This is a genomic window from Catellatospora sp. IY07-71, assembly GCF_018326265.1.
In the GTDB taxonomy this organism is placed as follows: Bacteria; Actinomycetota; Actinomycetes; order Mycobacteriales; family Micromonosporaceae; genus Catellatospora.
In genome coordinates this window covers 2737925-2760829 of the sequence record NZ_AP023360.1, presented here as the reverse complement: position 1 = coordinate 2760829, position 22905 = coordinate 2737925, and the positions used below count along the sequence as shown (strand labels likewise).

The window sequence follows — 22905 nt, the reverse complement described above, 5'->3', positions numbered from 1 at the left end:
GGTCAGCCCCCACTTTTAGACACGAGACCGCGATCAAGCTCCAAACCGAGCCGCCCCGCCGCCAAACAAGCCACACGATGATCGCCAACTCGTGCCAAAACCCGGGCCCAGCCCCGACCCACCGACACGAACCCGCGATCACCACCACCCCGCCACCTCGGCGCGGGTTTCAGAAGCCCCACCTACCGGGGTCAACACCGAACCCAGGGACGACCCTCGCCCAAGCGGGCATCTCCCACCGAAGGCACCCAGCCGAGCCGATGGGCCCACCAGGCCGGACGGCGCACGAGCGAGCCCGAACCGGTCAGCCCGGCCGACGCACCAGCGACCCCGGATCGATCTCCCCGGTGAAGGTCAGCACGGCCGGCCCCGCCAGCCACGACGTCTGCTCGTCGAGCGTGACCTGCAGCCGCCCACCCGGCACGTCCACCGTCACCGTCCCGGCGTCCCGCCCCGCCGTGACCAGCGCCGCCACCCCGACCGCAGTAGCCCCGGTCCCGCAGGACATCGTCTCGCCGGACCCGCGCTCGTACACCCGCATCCGCCGGTGGTCCTCGGCGACCCGCACCGAGAACTCCACGTTCACTCCCGCGGGGAACAGCGAGCCGTCGGTGTCCGGCGCCCGGCTCAGGTCGACCGCCGCCGCCACCTCGGCAGGCACGTCACACACGAGATGCGGATTCCCCATGGAGATCGCCAGCCCCGGATAGGCGACCCCGTGGATCGTCGCCACCGAGTCACCCAGCAGCCGCGGCGCGGCCATGTCGACCCGGATCAGGTCCCCCTCCACGTACGCCGTCCGCAGCCCGCCCCGCGTCGACAGCGGGATGACGTCCCCCGCCAGCCCGGTCGTGTGCAGGTACCGCGCGAACACGCGCACCCCGTTGCCGCACATCTCGGACAGCGACCCGTCGGAGTTCCAGTAGTCCATGAACCACGCCGCACCCGGCTCGGCGGAGGGCTGCACCCGCAGCACCCCGTCCCCGCCGATCCCGAACCGCCGGTCACACAGCGCCGCGACCAGAGACGGCGTCAGCTCCACGGTCCCCTCGAGATCCTCGATGATCACGAAGTCGTTGCCGGTGCCGTGCCCCTTGGTGAACTTCACGGCGTCTCCCTCACCATCCGCAGCGCCTGCTCCACGAGATCCGGGGCGGCACCGTCGAGCCAGCGTACCGAGGGGTCCCGGCGCAGCCACGAGCGCTGGCGGCGGACGAACCGGCGCGTGCCGGTGACCGTGTCGTCGTACGCCTGCTGCTCGGTGCACCTGCCCTCAAGGTACGCCAGCACCTGCTGGTACCCGAGCGCCCGCGACGCGGTGAGCCCGCCCGCGAGCCCCTCCGGCACGAGCCGCCGCACCTCGTCGACGAGCCCGTCGCCCCACATCTTCGCCACCCGCCGGGTGACCCGCTCGTCGAGGTCGCCCCGGTCGACGGCGAGCTGGAGCACCGGGTACACCGGCACCGGATCGGGCAGCGACGCCGTGAACCGCCCCCCGGTGATCTCGATCACCTCGAGCGCGCGCACGATGCGCCGCCCGTTGCCGACCAGGATCTTCTCCGCCGCGTCCGGATCGATCGAGCGCAGCCGCGCGTGCAGCACGGCGGGCCCGACCTGGACCAGCTCCGCCTCCAGCCGCGCCCGTACGGCCGCGTCGGTGCCCGGGAACGAGAAGTCCTCAAGCACGGCCCGCTGGTACAGCCCCGACCCGCCGACGAGCAGCGCCACCCGCCCGCGCGCCTGGATGCCGTCGATCGCCTCCCGGGCCAGCCGCTGGTACTCCGCGACGCTGGCGGGCTCGGTGACCGGCCAGATGTCGAGCAGGTGGTGCGGCACCCCCTCGCGCTCGAGGGCGGTCAGCTTGGCCGTGCCTATGTCCATGCCCCGATAGAGTTGCATCGAGTCGCAGTTGACCACCTCGCCGCCGAGGGCGTGCGCCAGCGCGATCGACAGCGCCGACTTGCCGGCGGCGGTCGGGCCGACCACCGCGATCACCGTCGCGGCCGCTCTACCGGCCGTCTCGTTCACCCGCACGACACAACCGTAATCGGATCGTGCCCTGAACAGCGGGGTGGACCAGGTGCGTCCCGCGCCGCGACCCCGTAAGGTCACCTTGTCCTGGGCGCGTGCCGCGCGCCCAGTCGGACCTGTGACAATGCTGAAGGAGAGACGACGTACTCTCCCCGGTGACAGACACACGGGTAACTGCGCTTTGGCGGCGACCTCGCAGGTGACTGCGGGTTCGGTCGGGAAGAACGAGGATGGGCACATCATGAGCGACTGGGCATCGTATGGCCGGGTGGACGCGGACGGCACGGTCTGGGTGAAGTCGGCCGCGGGCGAGCGCGCCGTCGGATCATGGCAGGCCGGCACCCCGGAAGAGGGGCTGGCGCACTTCGTCCGCCGGTACGAGGATCTCGTCACCGAGGTGGACCTGATCGAGACCCGGCTCAACTCCGGGGCCGCCGACGCCGCGCAGTCCCTGGCCACGGTGAAGCGGCTGCGTGCCGGCCTGGACGAGGCGCACGTGGTCGGCGACATCGACGGGCTGGCCGCCCGGCTCGACCGGCTGACGGCCCTGTCCGAGGAGAAGGCGGGCGCCGCGAAGGCCGCCCGTGACGCCGCGCGCGCCGAGGCCGTCGCCCGCAAGACCGGCCTGGTCGAGGAGGCGGAGAAGCTCGCCGCCGAGTCCACCAGCTGGAAGGCGACCGGCGACCGCTTCAAGGAGATCCTCGACGAGTGGAAGACCATCCGCGGGGTCGACAAGAAGACCGACGGTGAGCTGTGGAAGCGCTTCTCGGTCGCCCGGGACAGCTTCACCCGCCGCCGCGGCGGTCACTTCGCCACCCTGGACGCCGCCCGCAAGCAGGCCCAGTCGGTGAAGGACGACCTGGTCGCCGAGGCCGAGTCGCTGGCCGAGTCGACCGACTGGGCGGCCACCGCGGCCCGGCTCAAGGAGTTGATGGCGGCGTGGAAGACCGCGCCGCGCGCCTCCAAGGAGGCCGAGCAGAAGCTGTGGGACCGGTTCCGCGCCGCGCAGGACGCGTTCTTCACCCGCCGCAGCGAGGTCTTCTCCGCCCGTGACAACGAGCAGAAGGCCGCGCTGGTCCGCCGCCAGGAGCTGCTCGCCCAGGCCGAGGCGATCGACGTGGACGCCGACCCGAAGGCCGCGCAGAACGCGCTCCGCGAGATCCAGGGCCAGTGGCACGACACCGGCCGGGTCCCGCGCGAGAACGTCGCGGGCCTGGACCGCCGCCTGCGCGCCGTCGAGGACAAGGTCCGCGACGCGATGGACGCCGCCTGGCGGCGCACCGAGCCGTCGGCGAACCCGCTGCTCAAGCAGATGCGCGAGCAGGTGGCCGAGGCCGAGGCGCGGCTGGAGCGGGCGCAGGCCGCCGGCGACGCCAAGCGCATCAAGGAGGCCGAGCAGGCCCTGGCCGGCAAGCGCAACTTCTTGGCCCTGGCCGAGAAGTCGAGCTGAGTTTCAGCAGCTGAAGAAGAGGGCGGTCGCGCGAGCGGTCGCCCTCTTGCTGTGTACCCGGTCAGCGGTGCACGATGTACCCCGGAGCCAGGGCAGGCACGCATTTCCCGATCATCTCGTCCGTTGTGGATGGAGCATCGAAATGCGTTGGAAGACCCGCACGACCGCGCTGATCGCGGCCGTCTCCGCGGCGCTCGCCGCCGCGGCCACCGCCCTCGTGGCGATCACCTTCTCCGCCGTCCCGGCCAGCGCCGACACCGGCACCGGTTACCTGCGCACCAGCGGCCGCAACATCGTCGACAGCCAGGGCCGGGTGGTGCGGCTGACCGGCATCAACTGGTTCGGCATGGAGACCGACAACCGCACCTTCCACGGCCTGTGGGCCAGCGCCCCGGCCACCTGGCGCGGGCAGCTCGACCGGATGGCCTCCCTCGGCTTCAACACCCTTCGCGTCCCGTACTCCGGCGATGCCCTGAAGCCCGGCGCGACCGCCACCGGGATCAACGACTTCACCAACCCGGATCTGATCGGCCTGTCCCCGCTGCAGATCCTGGACAAGGTCATCGACTACGCGGGCACCAAGGGCATGCGGGTCATCCTGGACCGGCACCGGCCGACCGCGGCCGGGCAGACCCCGCTCTGGTACACCGCGACGGTCTCCGAGGCCAGCATGATCGCGGACTGGAAGATGCTGGCCCAGCGGTACGCGGGCAACCCGACCGTGATCGGGGCGGACCTGTTCAACGAGCCGCACGCCGAGGGCACCGACCCGAACGCGACCGGCGCCTGCTGGGGCTGCGACGTGCAGGCCCGGGACTGGCGGCTGGCCGCCGAGCGGATCGGCAACGCGGTCCTGCAGACGAACCCGAACTGGCTGATCTTCGTGGAGGGCGTGAGCTGCCTGTCCGGCGGCGTGGCGAACGAGTGGGACAACATCCCGGACGACCCGATGTCCTGCGACTGGTGGGGCGGCAACCTGTCCGCCGCGATCGACAAGCCGGTGCGCCTCAACGTCGCCAACCGGCTGGTCTACGCCCCGCACGACTACGGCATCTCGGTGTACGACCGGCAGGACTGGTTCGAGGACCCGAACTTCCCGAACAACCTGCCCGCGGTGTGGGACCACTTCTGGGGCAAGATCGCCAAGCAGAACGTGGCCCCGATCCTGGTCGGCGAGTTCGGCAGCACCCTGGCCAACCCGCTGGACACGCAGTGGCTGACCAAGCTGATGAGCTACATCGGCGAGAACGGGCTGTCGTTCACGTACTGGTCGTGGAACCCGAACTCCGGTGACACCGGCGGCATCGCGCTGGACGACTGGTATTCGATCAACCAGACGAAGTACAACATCCTCCAGCCGTACCTGAACCCGCCGTCGGGCAGCCCGTCGCCGGTGCCCACGGTGTCGCTGACGCTGTCGCCCTCCCCGTCGCGCTCGGCCTCGCCGTCGCCGTCGGTGTCGCCGTCGCGGTCGGCGTCACCGTCCCCGTCGATCTCGCCGTCGTCATCGCCGAACCCGGGTGGCGGCTGCACGCGGACGATCACGATCATCAACTCGTGGCCGGGCGGCTACCAGGCCGAGATCAAGGTGACCAACACCGGGACGAGCGCGCTGAACCCGTGGAACGCGACCTGGACCGTGCCCAGCGGCGTCACGCTGAGCAGCGGCTGGAACGCCACGGTGACGCAGAGCGGCACCACGATCACCGCGGCCGCGCCGAGCTGGGCCCCCTCGCTGGCCCCGAGCGGCTCGGTGACCATCGGGTACACCGCGACCGGGCCGTCGTCGCCCGCGCCGAGCAACGTACGCCTCAACGGCACCGTCTGCTCCTGACCGCCTTTGCTCTGCACACATATACGCACCCGGCTGCTGTCGCGTATATGTGTGCAGAGCAAAGCGACCGTCCGCATCGGACGCGCCGGAGGGGTTTCCCGCCCGGTGCGTCCGGTCATGTGGGCACCTGGCGCCCCTGCATCGATCCCACCGGCAGCCGCCGGAGCGGGTGCCAGGCTCGCCGGTCCGGCCGCGTACGTCGCGCCGGACCGGCGAGGTCCTCCAGCTGCAGAGGTTAAGAAGGTGCCCTTCCTCTACGGAAAACGATAAGAAGGTGCCCTTCCTTACAGGCCGGCGAGGCGGAGGAGGAGGGGTTTGACGTCGGTGGCGGCGAAGGAGCCGCGGGCGGCGGCGGGGTCGGAGCAGATGAGCAGGGGGCCGTCGGCGGGGTGGTCGGGCAGGCGGCCGTGCGAGCCGCGGACGGCCAGGGCGCCGGCGTCGAGGCCGACGACGCTCATCAGGTAGCGCATGCCGAGCTTCTTGCGGAGCAGGGCGGTGGCGGCGCGGCGTTTGGCGGCCAGCGGGGCGGCGGGGTCGAAGAACAGCTCCGCCGGGTCGTAGCCGGGTTTGCGGTGGATCTCCACCAGGCGCGCGAAGTCGGGGGCCTTCGCGTCGTCGAGCCAGTAGTAGTACGTGAACCACGACTCGGGCTCGGCGACCAGCACCAGCTCGCCGGAGCGCGGGTGGTCCAGGCCGTGCCGGGCCTTGCCCGCCTCGTCGAGCACCTCGGCCACGCCGGGCAGGTTCGCGCAGACCTTGGCGGCGATGCGCAGGTCGGCCGGGTCCTTCACGTACACGTGCGCGAGCTGGTGGTCGGCGACGGCGAAGGCCCGGGACGTCCACGGGTCGAGGTACTCCATCCCGGCCTGGGTGTGCACCCGGAGCAGGCCTTCGGCACGCAGCGCCCGGTTGACGTCCACGGGGCGGCGGACGGGCGTGATGCCGTACTCCGACAGCGCCACCACGGTCGCCCCGCGCGCCGCCGCGTCGTCGAGCAGCGGCCCGATCACGCCGTCCAGCTCCCGGGCGGCGGCCGCCGCCTCGGGGCCGTACGGGCCGAAGCGCTGCAGGTCGTAGTCGAGGTGGGGCAGGTAGACCAGGGTCAGGTCGGGCTCGTGCACCCGCATCACGTAGCGGGCGGCGCCCGCGATCCAGCGGCTGGACGCGATCCCCGCGCCCGGTCCCCAGAACTGGAACAGCGGGAACGTGCCCAGCTCGGTGGACAGGCCCCGGTGCAGCTGCGGCGGGTCGGTGTAGCAGTCGGGCTCCTTGCGCCCGTCCGCCCGGTACACCGGCCGGGGCGTGACGGTCCAGTCCACGTCCGCGCCCATGGCGTACCACCAGCAGATGTTGGCCACGGTGTAGCCGGGCTTCGCCCGGCGGGCCGCCTGCCAGACCTTCTCCCCGCCGACCAGCGCGTGGTGCTGCCGCCAGAGCAGCACCTCGCCCAGGTCGCGGAAGTACCAGCCGTTGCCGACGATGCCGTGCTCGGCCGGGGGCGCCCCGGTGAGCAGCGTCGCCTGGGCCGAGCAGGTCACCGCGGGCAGCACCGTGCCCAGCGGGGCGGCGAAGCCGGACCCGGCCAGCGCGCGCAGCCGGGGCATGTGCTCCAGCAGGCGCGGGGTCAGCCCGACCACGTCCAGCACGACCAGCGGGGTCACGGCGTCCACGGGCGGACCTCCTGCAGCGCTATGGTGCCCAGCGGCGCGGCGGGCGGGCACGGCGCCAGCCCCAGCGCGCCCAGCTCGTCGCGGGCGAACGCCAGCTCGGCGGCGATCCCGGCGGCGAGCTGCTCCGGCGTGGTGGGCCGCTGCGCCGGGGGCAGCACCTGCCAGGTGTACGTCTCCACGTCCACGTGGTCGCACCCGGCGACCGGGCCGCCGAACAGCTCCTTCAGCGCGACCCGCAGCTCGGGCAGGGTGCTGCCCAGCGGCGGCGCGGGCTCGGCGTGCAGCGGCACGTGGTAGTGCACGCGCCAGGGCTGTGGGGTGCGGCGGGGCCGGGGCAGCAGCCGGTCCAGCGCCTCGCCCAGGTCGTCGGCGGCCTCGCCGCGCGCGCCCCGGGTCTGGTGCAGGAAGCGCGGCTCGTCGTAGCCGCGCAGCGCCGCCTCGGCGGCGACCGGGTCCTCGGCCGTCAGCGCGGCCGACACCTGCACCTTCACCACCGGCAGCCCGGCCTTGGCGAGCCGGGACAGCGCCTCGGCGGGCTCCTCCCAGGCACAGGCCAGGTGCGCCAGGTCGAGGCATACCCCGAGCCAGTCGCCGTCCATGCCGGCCCACAGCCGCGCCGCCTGCTCGGTCGTCTCGACCACGCAGCCGGGCTCCGGCTCGAAGCCGACCTGCACGGTGCGGCCGGTGGTGCCCGCGATCCCGGCCAGGCCGTCGGCCAGCTCGTCCAGCACCCGCTGGGCGGCCCCGGCCTGGTCCGGGCCCCACGGCTCGCGCCAGGCCAGCGGCAGCGTCGAGATGGAGCCGCGTACGGCGTCGTCGGGCAGCAGGTCGGCCAGCACCTGGGCCAGGTCCAGGGTGTAGCGCAGCCGCTCCGGCGTGGTCCAGTCCGGGTGGTAGACCGCGTGCTTGACCACCTCGGCCTGGAAGGACTGGTACGGGAAGCCGTTGAGCGTGACCACCTCCAGCCCGCGCAGGTCCAGCTCACGGCGCAGGCGGCGGCGCAGGTGCGGCTCGGCGGCCAGCGCCGAGGCGGCCGGGGCCGCCAGCCACAGGCCGAGCCCCAGCACGTCGGCGTCCAGCCGCTGCCGGATCGCGCTGCCGTACGCGCCGAGCTGCGCGACGATGCCGTCGAGGTCCTCGGCGGGATGCACGTTGGTGCAGTAGCTCAGGTGCACCGTCTGCCCGTCGGGGTGTGCCAGCCGCATCAGGCGCCCCCGCGCTTGATCGAGTTCCCGGCGAACTCGCCGGCCGGCGCGTCGTCGTCGGACAGGTCGAGCTTGCCGGACGCGCCGTAGAACTCGACCGGGTTGCGCCACAGCACCCGGTCCACGTCGTCCTCGCTGAACCCGGCGGCGAGCATCGCCTCGCCGGTGCGCAGTGTGAGCAGCGGATCAGAGCGGCCCCAGTCGGCGGCGGAGTTCACGAGCATGCGCTCGCAGCCGTACTTACGCAGCAACTCCACCATGCGCGGCGGCGACATCTTGGTGTCCGGATAGATCGAGAACCCCAGCCAGCAGCCGCTGTCGCGGACCAGCTCCACGGTGACCTCGTTCAGGTGGTCGATGACCACCCGGCCCGGCTCGATGCCGGACTCGCGCACCACGTCCAGGCTGCGCTGGGTGCCGCGCTGCTTGTCCCGGTGCGGGGTGTGCACGAGCGCCGGCAGGTCGTACTCGACGGCCAGCCCGAGCTGCGCGGCGAAGGCCTCGTCCTCCTGCGGGGTCATCGCGTCGTACCCGATCTCCCCGACCGCGACCACGGCGTCCTTGTCCAGGTAGCGCGGGACCAGCTCCAGCACCTCGCGGCAGCGCGGGTCGTTGGCCTCCTTCGGGTTCAGCGCGATGGTGGCGAAGTGCCGGATGCCGAACTGCCCGGCCCGGAACGGCTCCCACCCGATCAGCGCGTCGAAGTAGTCGGCGAACGAGCCGGGGCTGGTGCGCGGCTGGCCCAGCCAGAACGACGGCTCCACCACGGCGCGCACCCCGGCGGCGGCCATCGCCTCGTAGTCGTCGGTGGTGCGCGAGGTCATGTGCACGTGCGGGTCGAAGATGCGCATCAGATCCCCTTCTCGGCGGTGAGGCGTTCCAGCAGCGCGGCGGCGTCGGCCGGCAGTTGGCGTCCGGCGGCGTCGCGCTCGTCGGCGACCCCGGCGAGCATCGCGGCGAGTTCGGCGTCGGCCCGGTGTTCCAGCCCGTCCACCACGGACAGCGGGATGCCCATGAACACGCACTTGAGCACGGCCTGCCGCCAGGCGGCGGCGTCCAGGTGCACGGCGTACGGGCCCAGCGCCGCGGCGACCAGCCGGGTGTCGTTGGTGCGGATCGCGTCGTGCAGCAGCTCGACGGCGCTCGGGCCGAGCGGCAGCAGCGGCAGGGCGCGCAGCACGGCACGTTTCTCGGCGGCGTCACCGTGCCGGTAGAGCGCGCGTGCCTGCGCGGCGGTGTGCTCGGCGGGCAGCGTGGCCAGCAGCACCGCCCGCGCGGCCTCGTCGGCGGTCCAGCCCGGCACGCCGACCGGCCCGCGCCCGCAGCGGCGCGCGGCGGCCGGGAACAGCCGGCTGATCACGGACGGGTCGGCGGCCACCCGGCGCAGCGCCTCGTCCAGCCACCCGCCGTCGTCGACGCAGGCCAGCGCGGCGCGCAGCACGTCGGGTCCGGGCACGGTGCCGCTCGGGCGGCGCTGTCCGGGCGCGGCGGCCGTCCTGGCCGGTGCCGTGATCGGCTGCCCCGCGGCCTTACGCAGGAACGCCAGCGAGCGCCGGGCGACCTCGGGCGCGGCGTGCGAGTGCCGCGGCAGCTCCACCCCGATCAGCCCGCGGTAGCCGGCCGCGGACAGCGCCCGCAGCACCGGCGGGAAGTCGATCTCGCCCTCGCCGAACTCCAGGTGCTCGTGCACCCCGCGCCGCATGTCCTCGATCTGCACGTTCACCAGGTAGGGCGCTGCGGTCGCGATGCAGTCCGGGATGGGCTCCGGCTCCAGGCACCGGCAGTGCCCGATGTCCAGGGTCAGCCCGAACGCGCGCGGCATGCCCAGCGCCCGGTGCAGCGTGCGCCAGCCCGCCAGGTCCGGCACGAACATGCCCGGCTCGGGCTCGAAGCCGACCGGCACACCCGCCTTCGACGCGGCCTCGGTGAGCCGGGCGCAGCCGTCGACCAGCCGGTCCCAGGCCAGCTGCGGGTCGACCGACGGCGGGCGCACCCCCGACCAGCAGGACACCGCCTCCGCGCCCAGGTCGGACGCGATCGACACGGCGCGCAGCAGGAAGTCGAGCCGCACCTCGCGGTCGTCGTGCAGCAGCGTGGGCGCGTGCTTGCGGCGCGGGTCGAGCAGGTAGCGGGCGCCCGTCTCGACGACCACGGACAGCCCCAGCTCGATCAGCCGCGTGGCCAGTCCGGACACGCGGCGGGCCAGGCCGGGGGCATACGGGTCCAGGTGGTGGTGGTCCAGCGTCAGCGCGACGCCGTCGTAGCCCTGTTCGGCGAGCACGGCCAGCGCGTCTCCGAGGCGGTGGTTGGCGAAGCCGTTGGTGCCGTACCCGAAACGCAGGTTCATGTGGCGGAGATCCTCCGGACCAGGCGCCGGGCCAGCGGCGCGGCGGCGGCGAGGGCGAGCCCGGCCAGGCCGGACCCGTGCCGGGCGGCCAGCGTGCCCTGCAGCGTGGGCAGGCCGGTGATGCCCGAGCCGACGGCTTCGCGCACGCGCGCGGCGCTCGGCTCGGCGGCGGCGCGGGCCTGCGCCCGGCCGTAGTGCGAGACGTACCACCCCGCCAGGGCCGCGGGCAGCCACGCGCGCGGGCCCCGGCGGGTGCTCAGGCCGGCCGCGGTCGCGGCGACGGCGACGGTGCCGGTCAGCGTCGCCAGCGGCAGCCGGGCGTCCGCGCCCGACACCTCCCGCCGCGACAGCTCCGTCACCGTGTAGGTGTGCGCGGCGACGGTCAGCGCCGCGGGCACCGCCTTCGCGACCCGCCCGGACGACGCGCCGAGCAGCACGTCCAGCCCTCGGCAGGCGGCCATCGCGGCGGGACCGGCGGCGGTGTTCTTCGCCTTGACGTCGTACGCCCACACCATGGCGGCCAGCGGCACGGCCGTCGCCAGGCCACGGCGCCCGCCCGTCCACGCGGCCAGCCCCACCCCCGCGGCCGTCAGCCCAGCCGCGAGACCCAGCGCGGCCCGGGGCGAGATCCGCCCGCTCGGGATCGGCCGCTCCGGCCGCTCCACCGCGTCCAGCTCCCGATCAGCCCAGTCGTTGGCCGCCATCCCGGCCCAGTAAAGACAGACCGACGCCGCCGCCAATCCGGGGGTACGCCGATCAAGCGTCCCCGCCGCCGCGGCCCCCGCGATCACGTCCCCCGGCACCGACAGCGCCGCCGGCGCCCTGACCAGCTCAGCCACCGCCCGCAACGTGCCCTTCCACCCCGCCGCCCGGCGCTCCGCACCGCCCCGCCGGGAGATCTTGTGCACTTCGTGCTGCTCTGACGACACCGACTGCACAAGATCTACAGTCGCGCCCGTGCCCCGCTCCCGACCCGCGTTGCCCGCGCCGGGTTGCGGTTTCGGGGAAACTGCGGCCATCGCCGGGTTCGAGCCGAAACTGTGGTGCGGCAGGGCATGCGCTCGGCCTGTCGGCGCCGGGTGCGTGGGGGCTGGGGACGGGGGCCGGTCGCCGGGGTGGGTGACGGCTCGGGGTGCCTGGGCGGCGGCGTGGCGGGCGGCGGCCTGGTGGCGGTTGCCGGGGCGGGCGGGGACGCGCTGGCCCTCGGCCACGCGCCGGGCGCGGGCGGACGGCGGGCGTCCCGCCTCGGGCACGGCGCTCACGCGAGGCCCTCCACCAGGCCGACCAGGGCGTCCCACTGCGCGGCGAGGCCGTGCGGGACGTCGCCCAGCGGGTCCTTGAAGAAGAACGCCAGCTCGGGCAGCGGCCCGGTGCGCCCGGCCCGGTGCGCGGCGGCGGTGAGCCGGACCAGGTCCAGGATCAGCGGCGCGGCCAGCGCCGAGTCGCAGCCGTGCCAGGTGAAGTCGAGCCGCATCGGCGTGCCCAGGAACCCGGTGAAGGTGACCAGGTCCCAAGCGGTCTTGAACTCGCCCAGGTCGGCGACGTACTCGATGCGCGTGTCGCCCTGCGGCTGGTAGCCCAGCGTCTCGGCGAGCACCCGCTGCTTGCTGGCCGCCTTGGCCGCGTTCGGCGCGGGCTGGGCCAGGTTGGCGCCGTCGCCGCCGCCGAGCAGGTTCGCCCCGGACCAGCTGCGCACGTGCAGGTTGCGCATCGCGAACATCGGCGCGAGCACCGACTTGACCAGGGTCTCCCCCGTCTTGCCGTCGTGCCCGGCGTACGGCACCCCGCGCTCGTAGGCCAGCTGCGCCAGCGCGGGCAGCCGCGCCCCGGTGGACGGGGTGAAGTCGACGTACGAGCAGCCCGCCGTGAACGCCGCGTACGCGTACAGCGAGCTGGGCGGCAGCACGGCCGTGTCACCGCGCAGGGCCTTGTGCAGCAGGTCGAGCGCGGCGTGCGCCTCGTGCGGCGCGGCGGCGGCCTCGGTGGAGGCCACGTTCATCATGACGACCCGGCCCAGCTCGTGCCGGCGGCGGAAGTCGTCGAGGTCGGCGGCGATCAGCGCGGCGGTCTCGGCCTGCGTCGCGCCGCGGGGTGCGGGGCGCACCTCGGCGTCGAGCGCGGCCAGGTCCGGCTGCACCGCGGTGACCAGGCGGCCGGGCAGCACCCCGGCGTCGGCGAGCGCCTCGGCCCGCTTGGGCAGCGGCGTCGCCGTCACGTCGTGCCCGCCGAAGACGAGGTCGCCCAGGCCGGGCAGGGCTGGGCTGTGCAGCTGCGGCAGTTCCGTGACACATCCGGTGGGCTCGGCGAGCCCCGCGCGTAGCGCGACGGCTCCGGCCATGCTGGTGACGGCGACCGACCCCCGCCCTCCGACCAGCCAAACACCAGTTCGCATGTGGTCTCCCGGGGAGATGGAGGAGAAACCAAGACAGATTACTTGATTTCGCCAACAATACCGGGATTCAAACCTAATGTCCGTTTGCGAAATGTCTACGCAGCTCAGCCGCGCGTGTCCGCCAGCCCAAGATCGCTCGACTTGCCTGGCAAGTGGGCGAATGCGGCGTCAAGATACGCCCGTTTGCCAGGCAAGTCAGATGATCTAGGGGTTAGCAGGTGGCGCAGGCGCCGCCGGTCGGGGCGGGCTGGGTGGGGGGCTTGCCGATGGTGGGCAGGCCGAGGAGGACGCCGGAGGTGCGGACCGCGCGGCCGGCCTCGTAGGCGTCGCCGGCGCGGGTGCGGCGGTGGGAGACCAGGGCGCCGTCGCAGTTCAGGTGGTGCGGGGCGGCGTAGCTGACGACCGTGTGCACGATGTCGCCGGGACGGACCGTCGCGGCCTGCTCCGGCGAGACCGCGAAGTGCACCAGCCGGCCGTCGCGGGCCCGGCCGGACATCCGCCCGGTGGCCTGGTCCTTGCGGCCCTCGCCGACGGCGACCAGCACCTCGACCTCGCGGCCGACCTGCTTCTTGTTCTCCGCCCAGGTGATCTCCTCCAGGGTGGCGATGAGCCGGTCGTACCGCTCCTGCACCACCGCCTTGGGCACCTGGTCGGCCATCGTGGCGGCGGGCGTGCCGGGGCGGATCGAGTACTGGAAGGTGAACGCGCTCGCGAACCGCGACTCGCGCACCACCCGCAGCGTCTCCTCGAAGTCCGCGTCGGTCTCGCCGGGGAAGCCGACGATGATGTCCGTGGTGATCGCCGCATCCGGCATGGCCGCCCGCACGTTCTCGATGATCGACAGGTACCGGTCGGACCGGTACGAGCGCTTCATCGCCCGCAGCACCGCGTCGGAGCCCGACTGCAGCGGCATGTGCAGCTGGTGGCAGACGTTCTCGGTCTCGGCCATCGCCTCGATCACGTCGTCGGTGAACGCGGCCGGGTGCGGGCTGGTGAAGCGCACCCGCTCCAGGCCCTTCTCCCGCAGCTGCCCGGTGGCCCGCAGCAGCTTGCCGAACGCGAGCCGGTCACCGAACTCGACGCCGTACGTGTTGACGTTCTGGCCGAGCAGCGTCACCTCCAGCACGCCCTCGGCGACCAGCGCCTCGACCTCGGCGAGCACGTCGCCGGGGCGGCGGTCCTTCTCCTTGCCGCGCAGGCTGGGCACGATGCAGAAGGTGCAGGTGTTGTTGCAGCCCACCGAGATGGACACCCAGCCGGAGTAGGTCGACTCGCGCCGGGTCGGCAGCGTGGAGGGGAACACCTCCAGCGACTCCAGCAGCTCGACCTGCGCCTGCTCGTTGTGCCGGGCGCGCTCCAGCAGCACCGGCAGCGAGCCGATGTTGTGGGTGCCGAACACGACGTCGACCCAGGGCGCCTTCTTGACGATCTCGCCCTGGTCCTTCTGCGCGAGGCAGCCGCCCACGGCGATCTGCATCCCCGGGTGCTTGTCCTTCACCGGGCGCAGGTGGCCGAGGTTGCCGTAGAGGCGGTTGTCGGCGTTCTCGCGTACCGCACAGGTGTTGAAGACCACCACGTCGGGGGTGCGGCCGGGCTCGGCGGCGGGGTCCAGCCGGACGTAGCCCGCGCCGTCGAGCAGGCCCGAGATGCGCTCGGAGTCGTGCACGTTCATCTGGCACCCGTACGTGCGCACCTCGTAGGTGCGGGCGGGCGTGAGCTGGGTTTCAGGCTGGGTAGTCATCTCAACCGACCAGGGTATCCGGTGGCCCCGGCGGGTAGGGAATCCGGGAGAGTTACCCGCTCGTGACCATCCAGCAGCCTGCCCGTCGTGCCGGCCGTTCTAAGGTCACTGAGACGACGATGTACGGACGCCGAAAGGACGGTGGCATGTCCCACGAACCGCTCATTGTGCTGGACGCGGTGAACAAGTGGTTCGGAGACCTGCACGTGCTGCGCGACGTGAGTCTCACCGTCGACCGGGGCGAGGTGGTCGTGGTGATCGGCCCGTCCGGCTCCGGCAAGTCCACCCTGTGCCGCGCGATCAACCGGCTGGAGACGATCAACTCGGGCTCCATCCGCTTCGACGGCAAGGAGCTCCCCGCCGAGGGCCGCGCGCTGGCGCGGCTGCGCAGCGAGGTGGGCATGGTCTTCCAGTCGTTCAACCTGTTCGCGCACATGAGCATCCTCGAGAACGTGATGCTCGGGCCGGTCAAGGTGCGCAAGGAGAGCAAGGCGGTGGCCCGCGAGCGCGCGCTGTCCCTGCTCGACCGGGTGGGCATCGCGAGCCAGGCCGACAAGCTGCCGGTGCAGCTGTCCGGCGGCCAGCAGCAGCGGGCCGCGATCGCCCGCGCGCTGGCGATGCAGCCCAAGGCGATGCTCTTCGACGAGCCGACCAGCGCGCTGGACCCGGAGATGGTCGGTGAGGTGCTGGACGTGATGACCTCGCTGGCCAAGGAGGGCATGACCATGATCGTGGTGACCCACGAGATGGGCTTCGCCCGCGCCGCGGCCGACCGGGTCGCCTTCATGGCCGACGGCCAGCTCGTCGAGCAGGCGCCGCCCGCCGAGTTCTTCGGCAACCCCAGGAGCGAGCGGGCGCGGGACTTCCTGTCGAAGGTCCTGCAGCACTGAGACTCCGTCGTCGTGACCGACGGCGGCTGTGAACTCCGGCGCCGCTGACCGTGGGGCCGGGCTGATGAGGGAGGGACTATTTCCATGCGTATGAAGCGTCTGGCCGCCGTCGCGGCCGTGGCCGTGCTCGCGCTCGGCGTCGCCGCGTGCGGCAGCGAGAGCGAGACCCCGGGCACCCCGTCGGGCGAGAGCCCGCTGGTCGGCAAGGCGACCGCCGGCACGCTGAAGTTCGGCGTGAAGGCGGACCAGCCCGGCCTCGGCCTGCAGACCGGCAGCACCTACGAGGGCTTCGACGTCGAGATCGCGAAGATCATCGCGAAGGGCCTCGGCGGCGACCCGGCGAAGAACACCTACGTGACGACGGTGTCGGCCAACCGTGAGCCGTTCATCCAGTCCGGCCAGGTGGACATCGTGGTGGCCACGTACACCATCAACGACGACCGGAAGAAGAAGGTCAACTTCGCCGGCCCGTACTACACCGCGGGCCAGGACCTGCTGGTGCCGACGGCCTCCACCATCACCGGCCCGGAGGGTCTGGACGGCAAGAAGGTCTGCTCGGTGGCGGGCTCCACCCCGGCCAAGCGGATCAAGGAGCAGTTCCCGAAGGCGCAGCTGCAGGAGTTCGACGCGTACTCCAAGTGCGTCGAGGCGCTGGCCAACGGCACCGTCGACGCGGTGACCACCGACGACATCATCCTCGCCGGCTACGCCTCGCAGGCGCAGTACGCGGGCAAGTTCAAGGTGGTCGGCAAGCCGTTCTCGAAGGAGCCCTACGGCATCGGCCTGAAGCTCGAGGACAAGGCCGGCTGCAACAAGATCAACGAGATCCTGAAGGCGGCGGTCGCCGACGGTTCGTACAAGGCGGCCTGGGACGCCACGCTCGGCAAGAGCGGCACCCCGGCGCCGACCCTGGACACCAGCGCGCTGACCAACTGCCCCGCGTGATCATCGGCGGGTGGGACGGGCGCACACGCCGCCCGTCCCACCCGCTTTCTTGACTACCGAGTCTTCTGAAGGGCGAGGATGGACGTCTTCTCCGATCCGGCGAACCTGCAGCTGTACATCGACGGCTTCCTGATGATCCTGAAGCTGACCGCCGCCTCGTCGCTGCTCGCGCTGGTGCTGGGCCTGCTGCTGGCGGCGTGCCGGGTGTCGCCGGTGCCGGTGCTGCGCAGCTTCGGCGCGGGCTGGGTGCACCTGTTCCGCAACACCCCGCTGACGCTGGTCATCCTGTTCTGCTACTTCGGGCTCTACAGCGCGGTGGGGGTGGAGTTCTCCGAGGACATCCACGTCAACAACTACTGGCTGGGGGTCACCGGCCTGTCGGCGTACACCGCCGCGTTCGTGTGCGAGGCGATCCGCTCCGGCATCAACACCGTGCCGCTGGGCCAGGCCGAGGCGGCGCGCGCGCTCGGGCTCACCTTCAGCCAGAACCTGCGCCTGATCATCCTGCCCCAGGCCATGCGCTCGGTGGTCGCCCCGCTGGGCAGCATCCTGATCGCGCTCACCAAGAACGCCACCATCGCCGGGGTCATCGGCGTAGCCGAGGCGTCCAACGCGATGAAGTCCCTGATCGAGGCGCGCGGCGACCAGACCATCGCGATCTTCATGGTGTTCGCGCTGACCTTCGTGGCCCTGCTCGTGCCGGTCGGCTACGGCTTCACCGTGCTGGCCAACCGCCTGATGGTGCGCCGATGAGCAGCACCCCCACCCCGTCCCGCCCCGCCTGGTTGGAGGCCCGATGAGCGCCAGCGTCCTCTACGACCACCCCGGCCCCCGCGCCCGCGCGCGCAACCGGGTGCTCAGCGTCGTCTTCGCGGTGCTGCTGCTGGCCGGCCTGTACGGCATCTACCGCGCGTTCGACAGCACCGAGCAGTGGACCTGGCAGAAGTGGCAGCCGTTCGTCGAGACCGTCGTCGTCAACGGCGTCCCGGTGAACTTCTGGACCGACTACGCGCTGCCCGGCCTGCTCGCCACGCTGCAGGCCGCCGCCACGGCGATGGTGTTCGCGCTCGCCTTCGGCCTGTTGTTCAGCGCCGCCCGGCTGTCGGAGCACCGCTGGGTCCGGGTGCCCGCCGGGGTCGTCGTCGAGTTCTTCCGTGCCGTGCCGGTGCTGCTGATGATCTTCTTCCTGTCGTTCGGCGGATTCTGGGTCTTCGGCACCTACGTGGAGCCGTTCTGGTCGGTCGTCATCGGCCTGACCTTCTACAACGGGTCGGTACTGGCCGAGGCGTTCCGGGCGGGCATCCAGGCCGTGCCGAAGGGCCAGTCCGAGGCCGCCTACAGCCTGGGCATGGTGAAATCGCAGGTCATGCGGATGATCCTGGTGCCGCAGGCGGCGCGCAGCATGCTGCCGGTGATCGTCAGCCAGCTCGTGGTCGTGCTGAAGGACACCGCTCTCGGCTACATCGTCGCCTACCCGGAGCTGATGCTGGAGGGCAGCAAGAGCTACGCGGTGTTCACCAACGTGGTGCCGACGTTCATGGTGCTCGCCGCGATCTACATCGTGATCAACGGGACTCTCACCCTGATCGCCCACCTGCTCAAGCTCCGGGCCGACCGGCGCGGGCTGAGCAACGCCGCGGTGAAGACGGCGCTGGAGGACGTCGCGGTGCAGCAGATGCGCGCCGGGCCCGGCGTTGGCGCCAACCCGTGAGCTGGTCGGCCTTCGGCCGGCTGTTTGGAGATCGCTGTCTCGTGTCAGAACCTCAGGCCAGACCTTAGGTTTTGACACGAGACAGCGATCTTCCCCTTTTGGGGGAGGACTCAGCGGGCGATCTCGGTGGTGCGGGACTCGCGGACGACCGTGATGCGGATCTGGCCGGGGTAGGTCAGCTCCTCCTCGATCTGCTTGGCCACGTCCCGGGCCAGCACCGCGGCCCCGATCTCGTCGACCTCCTCCGGGCGCACCATCACCCGGATCTCCCGGCCGGCCTGCATCGCGAACACCTTGTCCACGCCGCTCTTGGCCCCGGCGATCTCCTCGATGCGCTCCAGCCGCTTGACGTACGCCTCCAGCGACTCCCGCCGCGCCCCCGGCCGCCCGCCCGAGCAGGCGTCCGACGCCTGGGTGAGCACCGCCTCGATGGTCTGCGGCTGCACCTCGTTGTGGTGCGCCTCGATCGCGTGCACCACCTCGTCGCTCTCGCCGAAGCGGCGGGCCACGTCCGCGCCGATGAGCGCGTGCGAACCCTCCACCTCGTGGGTGAGCGCCTTGCCGATGTCGTGCAGGAACGCCGAGCGCTTGATCAGATCCGGGTCCAGCTTCAGCTCCGACGCCATGATCCCCGCGATGTGCGCGGTCTCCACCAGGTGCTTGAGCACGTTCTGCCCGTACGACGTCCGGTAGCGCAGCCGGCCCAGCAGGGTCACCAGCTCCGGGTGGATGTCGGTGATGCCGACCTCGACCAGCGCGTCCTCCGCAGCGCGCTGGCACATCCGCTCCACCTCGAACCGGGCGACGTCGTAGACCTCCTCGATGCGGTGCGGGTGGATCCGCCCGTCGAGCACCAGCTTCTCCAGGGTGAGCCGGCCGACCTCCCGGCGCACCGGGTCGAAGCAGCTCAGCAGCACCGCCTCGGGGGTGTCGTCGATGATCAGGTTGACCCCGGTGACCGTCTCGAAGGCCCGGATGTTGCGGCCCTCGCGGCCGATGATCCGGCCCTTCATCTCGTCGCTGGGCAGGTGCAGCACGCTGACCACGCTCTCGGCGGTCTGCTCGCTGGCCACCCGCTGGATCGCGTCGACCACGATGTGCCGGGCCCGCTGCTCGCCGGTGGCGCGGGCGTCGTTCTCGATGTCGCGGACCAGCAGCGCCGCCTCGCGCTTGGCCTGCACCTCGATGCTCTCCACCAGCTCGTGCTTGGCCGCGTCCGCGGTCAGCCCGGCGACCCGTTCCAGCTCCTTGCGGCGCTGCTCCTGGGCCTGGGCCAGCTCCTGCTCCTTGGCCTGCAGAGCCGCCTCCCACTTGGCCAGCTCGGCCTGGGCCGCGGCGATGCGCCGGTCCCGCTCGGCGAGGCGCTCGGCCTCCTCGACGTGCTGGCGCTCCCGCTCGGCCAGCCGCTCGGCCTCGGCCGTGTGCAGCCGCTCCCGCTCGTCCAGCCGCTGCAGCCGGCGCTCGGCCTCGGCGGCCTGCTCCTTGGCGGTGGAGGTGAGCATCGCGATCTCGCGTTCGCCGGTGCGCCGGGCGGTGGCCCGGACCTGCTCGGCGTCCTCCTCCGCCTGGCGGTGCGCCCGCTGCAGCACGGTGTCGGCCTCGGCGTGCGCCCCGTCCAGCACCCGCTGCGCCTCGGCGCGGGCCGTGGCGACCTCGGCCTTGGCCGCGGCGTTCTCGGCTCGTACGGCGGTCGCCTCGGCGCGGGCCGACGCCACGGAACGGCGCTCGTTCTCCAGCGCGGCCTGCGCGTCGGAGACGGAGTTCTGCAGCTCGGTGAGGGTCTGGCGCTGGCGCTCGCGCTCGGCCACCGCCTCCGGGTCGTCGACGATCACACTCAGCGGCAGGCCGGTCGGTGCGGTGGGGGCGCTCAGGCGGCGCATCAGCCGTACGCCCAGCGCCAGCATCCCCGCGACCAGGAGGGCGAGGACGATGATCGCCGCGAGCAGCGCCCCTTCCATCGGGGTCATGCCGTTCGCCCGTCGTACTCGCTCATGGCCTGCCTCCTGACGCTTCCGATCCGCCGACACGGTGGTGCCGGCGCGGAGGCAGACCGACCAGGTGCGTGGACCCGCACACGACGCGCACGGCACGGATCGGCCCACCCTGCCGGAATCGGCCGGGTGCGCCTGCGCACCATCACCCTCGAACCGCTACAACGGCCCTGAGCTGCGACTACATGTAAGCAGCCGCAGGGGTACGGCGGCTGCGCGTGTCCTCACCAGGCAAAACTGTTGTCGTACTGTTACACGTTCTATGTTGTGTGGTTTAACACGTACTGGTCGGTGATACCTCTCCTGCGAGGCTAGGTGCCCGATGGCGGTCCGGTCAAGAACTCATGATCGGACACCAAGAAGGACGCATCGCCCATTGTGTCCGGTTGTCCGGCGTACCACCGTTGCCGAACCGTGACACACCCGAAGACACTCCCCCACCCCCGGCGTGTCGCCAACCCGACTCCCAGCCCCACCCAGGCCACCCCACCCGGCCCCGCCCCGGTCCCACCGGGGGCTGCTCCGAGCCAAGATCGCTATCTCGTGTCGAAACCTGCGGTCAGACGCTGCTTTTCGACACGAGACCGCGATCTTCGTCCACACCGTCCCGGTCCGGCGGCGAGCCACGCCGCTCAAGATCGCCGTTTCGTGTCGAAACCCCTGGCTGGAGCCCACATTTCGACACCAACTCGCGATCATCGCACCGGCAACCACCCCGGCTGGCACCGGCGGCGACGTGCCAGCGCGCACCCCACCCGGACCGCGGCGGCGCACAGGAGGTACACCCGCACCTCTCCGGCGCGGGTGTCGAACTTCACTGGTCCGGGAGGTCGAACGTGTCCGGGTCGATCAGCTCGGCGAGCTCCGCGTCCTCGGCACTGCGGGCCGCCAGCGCGGCCTTCACCGCGCGCACCGCCACCCCGCCCGGGTAGCCCTTGCGCGCCAGCGCCCCGACCACCCGCCGGAAAACGGCGTCGGGCTCCCCGCGGGTGGTCCGCAGCTTGCGCACGGCCAGCTCGTACGCGGTCTGCTCCTGGGTCTCGTCGTCCAGCTCGGCCAGCGCCTCGGTGACGACCTCCTGGTCGACGCCCTTGCGGCGCAGCTCCTGGCTCAGCGCCCGGGACGCCAGCCCTCGGCCGTGATGGCGGCTGGACACCCAGGCCCGCGCGAAGGCCGCGTCGTCGATGATGCCGACCTCGTCATACCGGTCCAGCACCGTCTCGGCGACCTCGGCCGCCACGTCCCGCTTGGCCAGCGCCGCCGCCAGCTCCGCCCGGGTCCGCGGGCGCACGGCGAGCTGGCGCAGGCAGATCTCCCGCGCCAGCTCGTAAGGGTCCTTCGCGGCCTGTTCCCGCTCGGCCCGCCGCGTGCGCGGCTCGGCGTCGCCGAGGCCGTCGGCGGGCAGGCCGTCCGGGTCGTGGCCGGGGCGCGCGGACCGGGCCGGGGCGGGCGGCTTCGCGTCCCATCCCCGGCCGGTGCGCGCACCGCGCCGTCGTCCCGCCATCGGTCAGCTCTCGGGCAGGCCGATCAGAAGTCCACCGGGGGCAGCGCCGGGCCGCCGGCCGCGTCGCCGGCCGTCGACTGGCCCACGCCCAGCTTCTCCAGGATCTTCTTCTCGATCTCGGCGGCGACGTCCGGGTTCTCCTTGAGGAACTCGCGCGCCTTCTCCTTGCCCTGGCCTAGCTGGTCGCCCTCGTACGTGTACCAGGCGCCGGCCTTGCGGATGATGTTCTGCTCGACGCCGACGTCGATCAGCGAACCCTCACGCGAGATGCCCTTGCCGTACATGATGTCGAACTCGGCCTGCTTGAACGGCGAGGCGACCTTGTTCTTGACCACCTTGACGCGGGTCCGGTTGCCGACGACCTCGGTGCCGTCCTTGAGGCTCTCGATGCGGCGGATGTCCAGGCGCACCGAGGCGTAGAACTTCAGCGCCTTGCCACCGGTGGTGGTCTCGGGGCTGCCGAACATCACACCGATCTTCTCGCGCAGCTGGTTGATGAAGATCGCGGTGGTGTTGGAGCTGCTCAGACCACCGGTCATCTTGCGCAGCGCCTGGCTCATGAGGCGGGCCTGCAGACCGACGTGGCTGTCGCCCATCTCACCCTCGATCTCGGCGCGGGGCACCAGCGCCGCCACCGAGTCGATCACGATGAGGTCCAGCGCGCCGGAACGCACCAGCATGTCGGCGATCTCCAGCGCCTGCTCACCGGTGTCCGGCTGGGAGACCAGCAGGGCGTCGGTGTCCACGCCGAGGGCCCGCGCGTACTCCGGGTCGAGGGCGTGCTCGGCGTCGACGATCGCGGCGATGCCGCCGTTGCGCTGCACGTTCGCGATCGCGTGCAGGGCCAGCGAGGTCTTGCCGCTGGACTCGGGGCCGTAGATCTCGACGATGCGGCCGCGCGGCAGACCGCCGATGCCCAGCGCCACGTCGAGCGCGATGGAGCCGGTCGGGATGATCGCCATCTGCTGCACCGGGCGCTCGCCGAGGCGCATCACCGAGCCCTTGCCGAACTGCTTGTCGATCTGGGCGAGCGCCAGATCGAGGGCCTTGGTCTTATCGGGGTTGGTCGCCATCTTCGTCGCCACCTCTTTTAGGGCACTGTCAGTCGCCGACTTCGCAGCCTTCTTCGTCACGCGGACACGCTAGGCGCTGGGTCCGACAAAGGCGATGCGGGCACGCCAGGCTGTGGACAAG

At 72.2% G+C, this 22905-nt stretch carries 19 protein-coding genes and 1 pseudogene; 7 read left to right on the top strand and 13 right to left on the bottom strand.

Annotated elements, in window-relative coordinates:
* Positions 1–304: 304 nt before the first annotated feature.
* A complete protein-coding gene (gene dapF, locus CS0771_RS12480) occupies positions 305–1108 on the bottom strand; it encodes a diaminopimelate epimerase (RefSeq protein ID WP_212841117.1) in 804 nt (267 codons plus the stop codon).
* Positions 1105–2034 (bottom strand): tRNA (adenosine(37)-N6)-dimethylallyltransferase MiaA, encoded by a 930-nt coding sequence (gene miaA / locus CS0771_RS12475; RefSeq protein ID WP_244870750.1) that lies wholly within the window; start codon positions 2032–2034, stop codon positions 1105–1107. The genes dapF and miaA overlap by 4 nt, the downstream gene beginning before the upstream one ends.
* 238 nt (positions 2035–2272) lie before the next feature.
* On the opposite strand from miaA, the gene CS0771_RS12470 reads away from it, so the two are divergent.
* On the top strand, positions 2273–3481 hold the full coding sequence (locus CS0771_RS12470) for a DUF349 domain-containing protein (protein ID WP_212841116.1): 1209 nt from the start codon (positions 2273–2275) through the stop codon (positions 3479–3481).
* A 142-nt stretch (positions 3482–3623) separates the two neighbouring features.
* Positions 3624–4709: pseudogene (locus CS0771_RS39625) on the top strand (glycoside hydrolase family 5 protein); the annotation flags it as partial.
* 5 nt (positions 4710–4714) lie between these two features.
* On the opposite strand, the gene CS0771_RS39620 reads toward CS0771_RS39625, so the two are convergent.
* Positions 4715–5032, bottom strand: a complete 318-nt coding sequence (locus CS0771_RS39620; protein WP_371821575.1) for a hypothetical protein — start codon at positions 5030–5032, stop codon at positions 4715–4717.
* On the opposite strand from CS0771_RS39620, the gene CS0771_RS39615 reads away from it, so the two are divergent.
* The gene (locus CS0771_RS39615) at positions 4938–5315 is read left to right on the top strand and encodes a cellulose binding domain-containing protein (protein ID WP_371821573.1); all 378 of its coding nucleotides are present in this window, start codon (positions 4938–4940) and stop codon (positions 5313–5315) included. The two genes, CS0771_RS39620 and CS0771_RS39615, sit on opposite strands and share 95 nt — an antisense overlap.
* A gap of 284 nt (positions 5316–5599) precedes the next feature.
* Here CS0771_RS39615 and CS0771_RS12460 read toward each other — a convergent pair whose 3' ends face one another.
* The 7 genes from CS0771_RS12460 to miaB all read right to left on the bottom strand — a co-directional run bounded on the left by CS0771_RS12460 (position 5600) and on the right by miaB (position 14670).
* Positions 5600–6985 (bottom strand): alkaline phosphatase family protein, encoded by a 1386-nt coding sequence (locus tag CS0771_RS12460; RefSeq protein ID WP_256442804.1) that lies wholly within the window; start codon positions 6983–6985, stop codon positions 5600–5602.
* Complete coding sequence (gene eboE / locus CS0771_RS12455; protein ID WP_212841114.1) at positions 6973–8190, bottom strand: metabolite traffic protein EboE; 1218 nt, start codon at positions 8188–8190, stop codon at positions 6973–6975. The genes CS0771_RS12460 and eboE overlap by 13 nt, the downstream gene beginning before the upstream one ends.
* Positions 8190–9041, bottom strand: a complete 852-nt coding sequence (locus CS0771_RS12450; protein ID WP_212841113.1) for a TatD family hydrolase — start codon at positions 9039–9041, stop codon at positions 8190–8192. Before CS0771_RS12450 ends, eboE begins: the two co-directional genes overlap by 1 nt.
* Complete coding sequence (locus CS0771_RS39610; protein WP_371821389.1) at positions 9041–10537, bottom strand: EboA domain-containing protein; 1497 nt, start codon at positions 10535–10537, stop codon at positions 9041–9043. The genes CS0771_RS12450 and CS0771_RS39610 overlap by 1 nt, the downstream gene beginning before the upstream one ends.
* Complete coding sequence (locus tag CS0771_RS12435; RefSeq protein ID WP_244871345.1) at positions 10534–11436, bottom strand: SCO3242 family prenyltransferase; 903 nt, start codon at positions 11434–11436, stop codon at positions 10534–10536. The genes CS0771_RS39610 and CS0771_RS12435 overlap by 4 nt, the downstream gene beginning before the upstream one ends.
* Before the next feature lie 359 nt (positions 11437–11795).
* Positions 11796–12929 carry an inositol-3-phosphate synthase gene (locus CS0771_RS12430; protein WP_212841112.1) on the bottom strand — a complete coding sequence of 378 codons (1134 nt, stop codon included), beginning with the start codon at positions 12927–12929 and terminating at the stop codon, positions 11796–11798.
* Between the two features lie 211 nt (positions 12930–13140).
* Complete coding sequence (gene miaB / locus CS0771_RS12425) at positions 13141–14670, bottom strand: tRNA (N6-isopentenyl adenosine(37)-C2)-methylthiotransferase MiaB (protein ID WP_212841111.1); 1530 nt, start codon at positions 14668–14670, stop codon at positions 13141–13143.
* Positions 14671–14816: 146 nt separating this feature from the next.
* On the opposite strand from miaB, the gene CS0771_RS12420 reads away from it, so the two are divergent.
* The 4 genes from CS0771_RS12420 to CS0771_RS12405 all read left to right on the top strand — a co-directional run bounded on the left by CS0771_RS12420 (position 14817) and on the right by CS0771_RS12405 (position 18216).
* On the top strand, positions 14817–15560 hold the full coding sequence (locus CS0771_RS12420) for an amino acid ABC transporter ATP-binding protein (RefSeq protein ID WP_212841110.1): 744 nt from the start codon (positions 14817–14819) through the stop codon (positions 15558–15560).
* Positions 15561–15644: 84 nt separating this feature from the next.
* Complete coding sequence (locus CS0771_RS12415; protein WP_212841109.1) at positions 15645–16505, top strand: glutamate ABC transporter substrate-binding protein; 861 nt, start codon at positions 15645–15647, stop codon at positions 16503–16505.
* A 78-nt stretch (positions 16506–16583) separates the two neighbouring features.
* Positions 16584–17258, top strand: a complete 675-nt coding sequence (locus CS0771_RS12410) for an amino acid ABC transporter permease (RefSeq protein WP_212841108.1) — start codon at positions 16584–16586, stop codon at positions 17256–17258.
* 43 nt (positions 17259–17301) lie between these two features.
* Positions 17302–18216: an amino acid ABC transporter permease gene (locus CS0771_RS12405; RefSeq protein WP_212841107.1), complete on the top strand. Its 915-nt coding sequence runs from the start codon at positions 17302–17304 to the stop codon at positions 18214–18216.
* Positions 18217–18326: 110 nt separating this feature from the next.
* Here the strand turns inward: CS0771_RS12405 and rny are convergent, their stop codons facing one another.
* From rny to recA, 3 genes are all read right to left on the bottom strand, one after another.
* A complete protein-coding gene (gene rny / locus CS0771_RS12400) occupies positions 18327–20183 on the bottom strand; it encodes a ribonuclease Y (RefSeq protein ID WP_212841106.1) in 1857 nt (618 codons plus the stop codon).
* Positions 20184–21021: 838 nt separating this feature from the next.
* Complete coding sequence (locus CS0771_RS12395; protein WP_371821572.1) at positions 21022–21531, bottom strand: regulatory protein RecX; 510 nt, start codon at positions 21529–21531, stop codon at positions 21022–21024.
* A 203-nt stretch (positions 21532–21734) separates the two neighbouring features.
* The gene (recA, locus tag CS0771_RS12390; RefSeq protein WP_203742242.1) at positions 21735–22784 is read right to left on the bottom strand and encodes a recombinase RecA; all 1050 of its coding nucleotides are present in this window, start codon (positions 22782–22784) and stop codon (positions 21735–21737) included.
* Positions 22785–22905: the final 121 nt, after the last annotated feature.